This is a genomic window from Streptomyces capparidis, from assembly GCF_054782095.1.
In genome coordinates, this window is the sequence record NZ_BAAGTD010000049.1 from 23,572 (window position 1) to 35,379 (window position 11,808).

General features: G+C 74.2%; 7 protein-coding genes. 2 read left to right on the top strand and 5 right to left on the bottom strand.

The genetic code is table 11. The annotated features are described in order from the left end of the window. The first annotated feature begins 138 nt into the window (after nucleotides 1-138). Entirely contained in the window at nucleotides 139-1,374 is a 1,236-nt protein-coding gene (locus ACYVO2_RS30110; RefSeq protein WP_461011204.1) for an aKG-HExxH-type peptide beta-hydroxylase, read from the top strand. A 152-nt stretch (nucleotides 1,375-1,526) separates the two neighbouring features. Here ACYVO2_RS30110 and ACYVO2_RS30115 read toward each other — a convergent pair whose 3' ends face one another. The 4 genes from ACYVO2_RS30115 to ACYVO2_RS30130 all read right to left on the bottom strand — a co-directional run bounded on the left by ACYVO2_RS30115 (nucleotide 1,527) and on the right by ACYVO2_RS30130 (nucleotide 8,390). Beyond that, entirely contained in the window at nucleotides 1,527-5,306 is a 3,780-nt protein-coding gene (locus tag ACYVO2_RS30115; protein ID WP_461011205.1) for a multifunctional oxoglutarate decarboxylase/oxoglutarate dehydrogenase thiamine pyrophosphate-binding subunit/dihydrolipoyllysine-residue succinyltransferase subunit, read from the bottom strand. A gap of 277 nt (nucleotides 5,307-5,583) precedes the next feature. Then, entirely contained in the window at nucleotides 5,584-6,636 is a 1,053-nt protein-coding gene (locus ACYVO2_RS30120) for a HAMP domain-containing sensor histidine kinase (protein ID WP_461011241.1), read from the bottom strand. Nucleotides 6,637-6,872: 236 nt separating this feature from the next. Then, complete coding sequence (locus ACYVO2_RS30125; RefSeq protein WP_461011206.1) at nucleotides 6,873-7,610, bottom strand: response regulator transcription factor; 738 nt, start codon at nucleotides 7,608-7,610, stop codon at nucleotides 6,873-6,875. 78 nt (nucleotides 7,611-7,688) lie between these two features. Next, nucleotides 7,689-8,390 carry a spermidine synthase family protein gene (locus ACYVO2_RS30130; RefSeq protein WP_461011207.1) on the bottom strand — a complete coding sequence of 234 codons (702 nt, stop codon included), beginning with the start codon at nucleotides 8,388-8,390 and terminating at the stop codon, nucleotides 7,689-7,691. 147 nt (nucleotides 8,391-8,537) lie between these two features. Here ACYVO2_RS30130 and lon point away from each other — a divergent pair, with 147 nt between their 5' ends. After that, nucleotides 8,538-10,979 (top strand): endopeptidase La, encoded by a 2,442-nt coding sequence (lon, locus tag ACYVO2_RS30135; protein WP_461011208.1) that lies wholly within the window; start codon nucleotides 8,538-8,540, stop codon nucleotides 10,977-10,979. 67 nt (nucleotides 10,980-11,046) lie between these two features. Here the strand turns inward: lon and ACYVO2_RS30140 are convergent, their stop codons facing one another. Continuing rightward, nucleotides 11,047-11,760 (bottom strand): FadR/GntR family transcriptional regulator, encoded by a 714-nt coding sequence (locus ACYVO2_RS30140; protein ID WP_461011209.1) that lies wholly within the window; start codon nucleotides 11,758-11,760, stop codon nucleotides 11,047-11,049. Nucleotides 11,761-11,808: the final 48 nt, after the last annotated feature.

Genomic DNA, 11,808 nt, shown 5'->3' on the forward strand with positions numbered 1-11,808 from the left:
GGGTGAGGGGGCGCGGGAACTGCCGGGCCCCGCCGAACGTATGTCTGGCGAGCCGTACGGCGCCCCGTACGGGGGTGGGGTCCAGGGCCGACGCGTGGCCCCGGCGCCACTGGCTGCCGAGCGTGAGGGGGGCGGACCATGAGGCGCCTCGTACCCGACGCCGTGCTGTTCGAGCTGGGGGAGACCGGGTTCGGCGACCGCGCCGCGCGGCTCCTGGGCGCCGCCGCCCACCGCGGCCGGCATCTGCTCCTGCGCGCGGTGATGGAGGCGGCGGGGGGCCAGGCCGCCGCCGGCGGGCTGGCCGCCCGCCTGGACGGCCACTGGCAACTGCTGCGCGCCGCCGGGCGGGCGGATCCCGGCGCGGCCCGCCGCGTGCTGCTCTACCCGACCACGGGCATCTGGGCCCAGCGGTGCCTGCGCGAGCTGCGCGACGGCGGCGCCGTGGGCCCCGACCTCGCCGCCGACCTGGAGCACCTGGGCACCCTGGCCGCCACCGCGGCGCTGCGCGCCGGGCACCCGTTCCGACTGGAGCTGGTGCCCAGGGGCGGGGTGCTCGCGCTGCCCGGGCTCGGCGCGGTGCACGCCCCGGGCGAGGGCCGGGTGCTGGTCGCCGGGGACGCCGAGCGGCTGCGGATCACCCTTCCGAGCGACGGCGGGGACGCCGTGGTGGTGCGCCGCGGGTGGCGCCCCGACAGTTGGCGCTCCGCCGACCCGCGGTGGCTGTCCCTGTCCACGCTGCCGCACTCCACGCTGCCCGGCGCCGCCGCGGTGCTCGACGACCTCGACCCGTTCCGCGTCCCCGGCCCGCGCCCCGACGGGCGGGTGCCGGAGACGCGGCTCGGCACGGCCCGGCGGCTGCGCTGGCGGCAGCAGTGGGGCGCGGCGACCGCGCTGCTGGCCCGGGTGGACCCCGCCCGGCGGGAGGAGGCCGCCGCGCTGGTGCGCTGCGTGGTGCCGCTCGCCCACGGCGGGCCCCGCGCCCACGACCCGTCCGGCGCGGTGTTCACCGTCCTGCCCGGCACGCCCGCCGAGCTGGCCGCCTCCCTGGTGCTCCAGCTCCAGCACGCCAAGATCGGCGCGCTGCGCCATCTGGCGCCGCTGCACGAGGGGGCGGCGCCGGAGCCGATCACGGGCGCGTACGGGCGGCTGGCGCTGGCCGACTTCTGGCAGCGGGTGGCCCGCGCGGCCACCGACCCCGCCGAGCGCGACACCGCGTGGGAGCGGCACCACCGGCACGTGGCGGCCCTGCGCCTGCCGGGGCCGGACACCGGGCTCACCCGGCAGGGGCAGGTGTTCGTCGCGGCGATGGCGAACCGGCACGCCGCGCTGCTGGCCCACCCGTCCCCCCGCCTCCCCGTCCAACCCCTGCCGTAGCCGGCGGGGCCGTGGCCCGCCGCGTCCCCGGGCGGGCCGCGGCGGCGGGCCTCCGCCCGTCCCTGCGCCCCGCGGAGCGCCCCGCCCTCCGAGGACGACGGAGCCCCGCCCCGGTGACCCGGGGCGGGGCTCCGCGACGTCCGCGGGGGGCGTCAGATCTCGAAGACCTCGTCGATGAGCTGCTGCTGCTGCTCCTGGTGCCGCTTGGCCGAGCCGACCGCAGGGGACGACGACGACGGGCGGGACACCCGGCGCAGCCGGTCGGCGTTGTCGGGCGCCGCGCCGAGCACCAGGTCGAGGTGGTCGATCAGGTTCAGCGCGATGAACGGCCACGCGCCCTGGTTCGCCGGCTCCTCCTGGGCCCACACGTACTTCTGGGCCTTGGTGTACCGGGCGAGCTCCTCCTGGATCTCCTTCCCCGGCAGCGGGTACAGGCGCTCGATCCGCACCAGCGCGATGTCCTCGACGCCGCGCTTCTTCCGGGCCGCCTCCAGGTCGTAGTAGACCTTGCCGGAGCAGAACACGACCTTGCGCACGGCCTCCGGGTTCCGGGTGGCGTCACCGATGACCGGGCGGAACCGCCCGGAGGTGAACTCCTCCGTCCTGGAGGCCGCCGCCTTCAGGCGCAGCATCGACTTCGGGGTGAAGACGATCAGCGGCCTGTGGTGCGGGTTGTGCACCTGCCAGCGCAGCAGGTGGAAGTAGTTCGACGGCAGGGTGGGCATGGCCACCGTCATGTTGTTCTGCGCGCACAACTGGAGGAACCGCTCGATGCGGGCCGAGGAGTGGTCCGGGCCCTGGCCCTCGTAGCCGTGCGGCAGCAGCAGGGTGACGCCGGAGGTCTGGCCCCACTTCTGCTCGGCGGAGCTGATGAACTCGTCCACCACCGTCTGGGCGCCGTTGACGAAGTCGCCGAACTGCGCCTCCCACATCACCAGCGAGTCCGGGCGGGCCAGCGAGTACCCGTACTCGAAGCCCATGGCCGCGTACTCGCTGAGCAGCGAGTCGTACACGGTGAAGCGGGCCTGGTCCTCCGACAGGTACAGCAGCGGGGTGTAGTCCTCGCCGGTCTTGCGGTCCACCAGCACCGCGTGGCGCTGGCCGAACGTGCCGCGGCGGGAGTCCTGCCCGGCCAGGCGCACCGGCACGCCCTCCATCAGCAGCGAGCCGACGGCCAGCGTCTCGCCCATGGCCCAGTCGATCGTGCCGTCCTCGACCATGGCGGCGCGGCGCTGCAACTGCGGCAGCAGCCGCGGGTGGACGTTCAGCCACTCCGGCAGCGCCACCTGGGACTCGGCGACCCGCTTGACGACCTCCTGGCTGACGGCGGTGTCCACCGGCACCGGGAAGTCCGGCTGCGGCGGGCCCGGCTCGGCGACGGGCGCCGCCGACGCGGCCTCGCGGACCTCGGTGAAGACCTTCTCGAGCTGGTCCTGGAAGTCCTTCAGGGCCTGCTCGGCCTCCTCCAGGGTGATGTCGCCCCGGCCGATCAGCGACTCGGTGTACAGCTTGCGCACCGAGCGCTTCTTGTCGATCAGGTCGTACATCAGCGGCTGGGTGAACTGCGGGGTGTCCATCTCGTTGTGCCCGCGGCGGCGGTAGCAGATGAGATCGATCACCACGTCCTTGTTGAACGCCTGGCGGAACTCGAAGGCCAGCCGCGCGGTGCGGACCACGGCCTCCGGGTCGTCGCCGTTCACGTGGAAGATCGGCGCCTCGATCATGCGGGCCACGTCGGTGGCGTACATCGAGGAGCGGGAAGCGGCCGGGGCGGCGGTGAAGCCGACCTGGTTGTTGATCACCACGTGCACGCTGCCGCCGGTGCGGTAGCCGCGCAACTGCGACATGTTCAGCGTCTCGGCGACCACGCCCTGGCCGGCGAACGCCGCGTCGCCGTGCAGCAGGACCGGCAGCACGGTGAAGTCGGCGCCCGCCTTGTTGATGATGTCCTGCTTGGCGCGGGCGACGCCCTCCAGCACCGGGTCCACGGCCTCCAGGTGGGAGGGGTTCGCGGTCAGCGAGACCGCGATCTGCTCGCCGTCCAGGCCGGTGAAGGTGCCCTCGGCGCCGAGGTGGTACTTCACGTCGCCGGAGCCGTGCATCGACGTCGGGTCGAGGTTGCCCTCGAACTCGCGGAAGATCTGCGCGTACGACTTGCCGACGATGTTGGCCAGCACGTTCAGCCGGCCGCGGTGCGCCATGCCGATGACGACCTCGTCCAGGCGCGACTTGGCCGCCGCGTCCAGCACCGCGTCCAGCAGCGGGATGACCGACTCGCCGCCCTCCAGCGAGAACCGCTTCTGGCCGACGTACTTCGTCTGGAGGAACGTCTCGAACGCCTCGGCGGCGTTCAGCCGGCGCAGGATGCGAAGCTGCTCGTCGCGCTCCGGCTTGGCGTGCGGGCGCTCGACACGGTCCTGGATCCAGCGGCGCTGGGTCGGGTCCTGGATGTGCATGAACTCGATGCCGACGGTGCGGCAGTACGAGTCGCGCAGCACGCCGAGGACGTCGCGCAGCTTCATCATCGACTGGCCCGCGAACCCGCCGACCGCGAACTCGCGCTCCAGGTCCCACAGGGTCAGGCCGTGCTCGATGATGTCCAGGTCCGGGTGCTTGCGCTGCCGGTACTCCAGCGGGTCGGTGTCGGCCATGACGTGGCCGCGCACCCGGTAGGAGTGGATCAGCTCGAAGACCCGGGCGGACTTGTTGACGTCGTCGTCGTGGGTGGCGTCGATGTCCTTCAGCCAGCGGACCGGCTCGTAGGGGATCCGCAGCGCCTGGAAGACGTCGTCGTAGAAGCCGTCCTCGCCCAGCAGCAGCCGGTTCATCTGGCGCAGGAACTCGCCGGACTGCGCGCCCTGGATGACCCGGTGGTCGTAGGTGCTGGTGAGGGTCATCACCTTGGAGATGCCCAGCCTGTTCAGGGTGTCCTGCGAGGTGCCCTGGAACTCGGCCGGGTACTCCATGGCGCCGACCGCGATGATCAGGCCCTGCCCGGGCATCAGCCGCGGCACCGAGTGGACGGTGCCGATGCCGCCGGGGTTGGTCAGCGAGGCGGTGACGCCGGAGAAGTCGTCGACGGTGAGCTTGTTCGAGCGGGCGCGGCGGACGATGTCCTCGTACGCCTGCCAGAAGGCGAAGAAGTCGAGCGTCTCCGCCTTCTTGATCGACGGCACCACGAGCTGGCGGTCGCCGTTCGGCTTCTGGATGTCGATCGCCAGGCCGAGGCCCACGTGCGGGGGCTTGACCAGGAAGGGCTTGCCGTCCTTCTCCGTGTAGGAGTGGTTCATCTCCGGCATGGCCGCCAGGGCGCGCACCATGGCGTAGCCGATGAGGTGCGTGAAGGAGACCTTGCCGCCGCGGGCGCGCTTGAGGTGGTTGTTGATGACGATGCGGTTGTCGATCAGCAACTTCACCGGGATGGCGCGCACGCTCGTCGCCGTCGGCAGCTCGAGGCTCGCCGACATGTTGGTGACGATGCGGGCGGCCGGGCCGCGCAGCGGGACGAGCTCGGGCTCCTCCTTGGCCTCCGCGGCCGGCTCGGCGGCCTTGGCGGCCGGGGCCGGGGCGGGCTTGGCGGCCGGGGCCTTGGCGGGCGCGGCGGGCGCGGCCGGGGCGGACTGCCCGGCGGGCTTCGCCGGCGCCTGGGTCCCGTTCGCGGCCGGGGCGGGCGGTGGGGCCGGTGGGGCCTGGGCCGGCGCCTGCGGGGGCGCGGACGACGAGGATGCCACGGCTGACCCGGTGTCCGTGCCCGGCTTGTAGTCGGCGAAGAAGTCCCACCAGGCCCGGTCTACCGAGTTCGGGTCCTGGAGGTACTGCTGGTAGATCTCGTCAACGAGCCATTCGTTGGGACCGAAGCCCGCGGCCGGGCTCTGGCCCGATCCGTCCGGCTCGCTCGAGACGCTCGGAGTGTTGGGGGACTGTGGCGACACGGCGGCAACCGCCCTCTTCCGCTTCCTTGGATGGTGGACAGCGGGAAACAAGGCTACGCCTACAACCTGGGTTGATGCAGGCCCCGGGCTCCGGTCGTCGCGCAAGTCACACCCGAGCGAGGGTTTCACCGCCGCCGCGGTAGGGAATCGCAGTCCTTCCGCGCACTCGCGCCCGGCGCCCGCGCCGGGCGCGCCGGGGGACGGTCCTGTGGTGCGGCGCCGAGGCGCGCCCGCACGGCGCCGGGCGCGCGGAGGGGCGGGCGGCCGTGGGGCGGGGCTACTCCCAGGCCGCCTCGGCCTGGGCGGCGCAGCCCGGCAGGGTGACCTGGATCCGGCAGCCCCGCGGCGACTCGGCCACCCGGATCTCGCCGCCGTGCAGGTCCACGGCCCAGCGGGCGATGGCGAGGCCCAGGCCGGTGCCGCCGTCGCTGCCCGGGCCCTGGGAGGTGGAGGCGGCGCCCCGGTTGAACCGGTTGAACACGCTCACCCGCTCCGACTCCGGGATGCCGGGGCCCTCGTCCAGCACCTCCAGGTGCAGCGCGCCGGGCCCGGTGCCGCCGCGGGCGCTGACCACCACCCGGCCGTTGGGCGGGCTGTGCTTGACCGCGTTGTCGATCAGGTTCGCCGCGACCTGGTGCAGCCGCTCGGTGTCGGCGTACGCGGTCAGGTCGGCCGGCTGCACGTCCAGGTGCAGGTGGACGTCGTTGCGCCCGCGCGAGCCCACCGCGTCCACGCTGGCCGCCTTGAGCACCCCGGACAGGAAGGGCCACACCTCGAAGTCGCGGGCGTTCAGCGGCACCACGCCGTTGTCCAGGCGGGACAGGTCCAGCAGGTGGTCCACCAGGCGGCCCAGGCGCTCGGTCTGGGCCAGCGCCGTGCGCATCGTCTCCGGGTCGGCGCTGGACACCCCGTCCACCACGTTCTCCAGCACGGCGCGCAGCGCGGATATGGGGGTGCGCAGCTCGTGCGAGACGTTCGCGACCAGCTCCTTGCGGTGCTGGTCCACCGCCTCCAGGTCGGAGGCCATGCGGTTGAACGTCACCGCCAGCTCCCCGAGCTCGTCGCGCCGCCGGGTGCCGACGCGGCGGCTGTAGTCGCCGTGCGCCATGGCCCGCGCGGCGGCGATCATCTCCCGCAGCGGCGAGGTGAGGCTGTGCGCGATCAACTGGGTGAGCAGCATCGACGCGATGATCGAGAAGATCGTGATCACGCGGAGCTGGGTGTCGGTGCGGATGGCGACCACCACCAGGCCGGTGGTGATGAACACCGACACGATCACCAGCGTGGCCAGCTTGGTCTTGATCGAGAACGGCTGGACCGAGCTGAACACCCGGTCCCAGGTGCTCGGCTCCCGCCGCGGCTCCCGCCCGCCCCCCGGTGCCTGCGCTCCTGCTCGCTGCACTCGGCTGTGCTCCTCCCGCCCTGACCGGCGCCGTGTCGCTTCCGCTGGGTGGGGTGGACGCCGCCGCGGGCAGGGGCGCGACGCCCCCTGGACCCCCGCCGGGGCGCTCGCCCCGGACCCCACCGGGTCCCGCTTGCCGGGCGGTTCCCCGCCCCCTGTCGCCGCTACAGGGCCGGGGTCTCCAGCGCGTAGCCGACGCCGTGCACCGTGCGGATGCGCTCCGCGCCGATCTTGCGCCGCAGCGCCTTGATGTGGCTGTCCACGGTACGGGTGCCGGAGGCGTCCGCCCAGTCCCAGACCTCCGCGAGCAGTTGCTCGCGGGAGAGCACCGCGCGCGGGGTCTGCGCCAGGCACACGAGCAGGTCGAACTCCGTGGGGGTCAGGTGCACGTCCGCGCCCCGCACCCGCACCCGGCGCTGCGCGTGGTCGATCTCCAGGTCCCCCAGGTGCAGGGTGCCCGAGCGCGGGGTGCGCGCCGCCATGTCGGCCCGCTCCACCCGGCGCAGCAGCACATGCACCCGGGCGGCCAGCTCGCGCATGGAGAACGGTTTGGTCATGTAGTCGTCGCCGCCGACGCCGAGGCCGACCAGCATGTCCGTCTCGTCGTCCCGCGCGGTCAGCATGAGCACCGGCACCGGGCGCTGCGCCTGGACGCGGCGGCACACCTCCAGGCCGTCGAAGCCGGGAAGCATGATGTCGAGCACCAGCAGGTCCGGCTGCCAGGCGTGGGCGGCGTCCACGGCGGTGGGCCCGTCGGCCGCGGTGTGCACGCTGAATCCCTCGGCCCGCAGCCTGACCGCGATGGCCTCGGCGATGGTGGGTTCGTCCTCCACCACCAGGATCTTGCGCTGGGCCCCCGGGCTGGCGGCCCCGTTGCTGCTTGGAGGAGTGTGCGTCATCATCAGCCCCGCCCCGTACGTGAGAACTACTGGCCCGCAGCGTACGGTGCGCGGCACCGGTCGCGCACCGGGGATCCGGAGTCAGGGATTCCCATCCAGCGGGGCTTGAGCGAGGTGGACCACGTCCGGCTCGCCGCGGGGCACCTCCACGCGCAGGGTGCGCACCTGTGCGAAGTGGGCGCGCAGGCGCCGCTCGAACTCCGCGGAGTGCCGGGCGGCCCACACGGCGAGCACCCCGCCCGGGGTGAGGCGGCCGCGCAGCGCGGCCAGGCCCGCGTCGCCGTACAGCCCGGCGTTGGCGTCGGTGACCGTCCAGTCGGGGCCGTTGTCGACGTCCAGGCACATCGCGTCGAACGCCTCCCCGGGCTCGCCGGTGAGGTCGGTGAGGTCGGTCCGGACCAGTTCGACGCGGGGGTCGGTGTCCAGGGCGGCGCCGGAGAAGCGGGCCAGCGGCCCGCCGCGGTGCCAGTCGATCACGGCCTGCTCCCGCTCGACCACGACGATCCGGCCCCAGCGGGGCTCGGCGGCGGCCTCCGCGAGGGAGAAGCCGACGCCGAGCCCGCCTATGAGCACGGTGGGGCGCTCGCGCGGGCCGAGGGCGTCCAGGGCGGCGCGGACCAGCAGCCGCTCGGACCGGCCGTCGGAGGTGTCCATGAGGAAACAGCCGTTGGCGATGATCTCGTAGGTTCCCCGCTCCCCGCCGCGCCGCCGCAGCGCCACCTCGCCCCAGGGGCCGGTGCGGCGGTCGAGGACCACGGCGGGTGCCGTGTCGTCGCTGCTCATGGGGGTCATCTTGGCAGGAGAGCGACCGGGTGAGGTCTGATCGCTCACAGCGAACAGGGAGTGGGGAACACGGCGGCGCTGTTCAAGCATTGAGTCAGCAACGGCCTTGAGTCGTTGAAACTCAACTTGCCTGCCAAGGGAGAGATCATGGCTTCGACGTCCGCGACGCTCACCTTGCCGGTGCTGCCGCTCGACGACGCGGTGGTGCTGCCCGGCATGGTCGTGCCCCTCGACCTGTCCGACCGCGAAGTGCGCGCGGCCGTGGAGGCGGCGCAGGCCCGGGCGTCGGGCGAGGCCCCCGCCGAGGGCAAGCCGAAGGTGCTGCTCGTCCCGCGCACCGACGGCAGCTACGCCGCCTACGGCACGCTCGGCACCGTCGAGCAGGTGGGGCGGCTCGCGGACGGCGACCCGGCCGCCGTGATCCGCGGCGTGGCCCGGGTGCGGATCGGAGCGGGCACCACCGGGCCCGGCGCCGCCCTGTGGGTGGAGGGCGTGCGCGTGCGGGAGCCCAGCCCGGGCGACCCCCTGCCGGGCGCCGTCACCGAGCTGATGAAGGAGTACAAGGCACTCGCCGCGAGCTGGTTGCAGAAGCGCGGCGCCTGGCAGTTGGTGGACCGCGTCCACGCCATCGAGGACGTCGGCGAGCTCGCGGACAACGCCGGGTACTCCCCGTTCCTGACCACCGAGCAGAACGTGCGGCTGCTGGAGACCGTCGACCCGGTGGAGCGGCTGCGGCTGGCCGTGGGCTGGCTGCGCGACCACCTCGCCGAGCAGGACGTCGCCGAGACCATCCGCAAGGACGTCCAGGAGGGCATGGACAAGCAGCAGCGTGAGTTCCTGCTCAAGCGCCAGTTGGAGGCCGTCCGCAAGGAGCTCGCCGAGCTCAACGGCGAGCCGGAGGACGAGGCCGACGACTACCGGGCCCGCATCGAGGCCGCCGACCTGCCCGAGAAGGTCCGCGAGGCCGCGCTGAAGGAGGTCGGCAAGCTGGAGCGGGCCTCCGAGGCGTCCCCCGAGGGAAGCTGGATCCGCACCTGGCTGGACACCGTCCTGGAGCTGCCGTGGAACACGCGCACCGAGGACGCCTACGACATCCCCGGCGCCCGCGCCGTGCTGGACGCCGACCACGCGGGCCTGGACGACGTCAAGGACCGGATCGTGGAGTACCTGGCGGTGCGCAAGCGGCGCGCCGAGCGGGGCCTGGGCGTGGTCGGCGGGCGGCGCGGCGGGGCGGTGCTGGCGCTGGTCGGGCCGCCCGGAGTCGGCAAGACCTCCCTGGGCGAGAGCGTCGCCCGGGCCATGGGCCGCCGGTTCGTCCGCGTCGCGCTCGGCGGCGTGCGGGACGAGGCCGAGATCCGCGGCCACCGGCGCACCTACGTCGGCGCGCTGCCCGGCCGGATCGTGCGGGCGGTGAAGGAGGCGGGCTCGATGAACCCCGTCGTCCTGCTCGACGAGATCGACAAGGTGGGCTCCGACTTCCGCGGCGACCCGGCCGCGGCCCTGCTCGAGGTGCTCGACCCGGCGCAGAACCACACCTTCCGCGACCACTACCTGGAGATCGAGCTCGACCTGTCGGACGTGGTCTTCCTGGCCACCGCGAACGTGCTGGAGTCCATCCCGCAGCCGCTGCTGGACCGCATGGAGCTGGTGCGGCTGGACGGCTACACCGAGGACGAGAAGGTCACCATCGCCCGCGACCACCTGCTGCCCCGCCAGTTGGAGCGGGCCGGGCTGACCGAGTGGGAGGTCACCCTGGACGAGGCGGCGCTGCGCAAGCTGGCCACCGAGTACACCCGCGAGGCCGGGGTGCGCTCGCTGGAGCGCTCCGTCGCGCGCATCCTGCGCAAGGTCGCGGCCCAGACCGAGCTGGGCGACCGCGAGCTGCCCGCCGCCGTCGGCGTGGACGACCTGCGCGGCCTGATCGGGCGGCCGCACCACACCCCCGAGTCCGCCCAGGACCCGGCGGGCCGCCGCACCGCCGTGCCGGGCGTGGCCACCGGGCTCGCGGTGACCGGGGCGGGCGGCGACGTGCTGTTCGTCGAGGCGTCGCTGGCCGACCCGGAGACGGGCGGCACGGGCCTGACGCTGACCGGGCAGTTGGGCGAGGTGATGAAGGAGTCCGCGCAGATCGCCCTGTCCTTCCTGCGCAGCCACGGCGCCGAGCTGGAGCTGCCGGTGGGCGACCTGAAGGACCGCGGCGTCCACCTGCACGTGCCCGCGGGCGCGGTCCCCAAGGACGGCCCGAGCGCGGGCATCACCATGACCACGGCGCTGGCGTCCCTGCTGTCGGGGCGGCAGGTGCGGGCGGACGTGGCGATGACCGGCGAGGTGTCGCTGACCGGGCGGGTGCTGCCGATCGGCGGGGTGAAGCAGAAGCTGCTGGCCGCGCACCGGGCCGGGATCACCACGGTGCTGATCCCGCAGCGCAACGAGCCGGACCTGGACGACGTGCCCGCCGAGATCCTGGCGTCGCTGGAGGTCCACCCGGTGTCGGACGTGCGGCAGGTGCTCCGGCTCGCGCTCGAGCCCGCTCGGGCGGACGGCGCCGCGCCGGACCGGGGCGCGGACCGGGCGGTGGCGGCGGCCTGACGGGGGCGCGGCCCCTCCCCGCCGCGCAACGGCCCCGGCTCCCCCGCGGGAGCCGGGGCCGGGCCCGTCAGGCCCAGTCCTCCAGGTGGGCCCGCAGCCAGTCCTCCACCTCCGCGATGTGCACCGCGGCGGCGGCCCTCGCGGCGTCGGGGTCGCGGGCGGCCAGCGCCCGGTGGATCCGCGCGTGGTCCTTGCGCACCTGCGCGAAGACGCCCGGCTCCTGCCGCCCCCGGCCCAGGCGGGCGCGGAAGGTGCGGCTGGACAGGCCCTCCACGATCGCCGCCAGCGTCGCGTTGCCCGCCGCGGCCACGACCACCCGGTGGAAGGCCAGGTCGGCCGTCAGCAGCTCCTCCGGGTCGTCGGTCGCCTCCATCTCCGCCAGGTGCCGCTGCACCTGCGCCAGCTCCTCGTCGGTGATCCTGGCCGCCGCGAGCGCGGTCGCCGCCGGCTCCAGCAGCCGCCGCACCTGGAGCAGCTCCAGCAGTTGCTCCCCGCGGACCACCTCCGCCATCAGCCCGAACGTCTCCAGCAGATCGCCCGCGCCCAGCTCGGTGACGTAGATCCCCGAGCCGTGCCGCGCCTGGAGCACGCCCAGCACCGTCAGCGCCCTTATCGCCTCGCGCATCGAGCTGCGGGACAGGCCGAGCTGCGCCGCCAGGTCCCGCTCCGTGGGCAGCCGCTGCCCCGGCCGCAGCTCGCCCGCCGCGATCATCTGCTTGATCTGCTCGATCGCGCGCTGCGTCACCGTGCGCCTGCCCGGTGCCCCCTCCGCCGCCGTCATCAGCCGCTCCATGGCCCCCACCCCTTCCGCGTCCCACGCGCCTGGTGG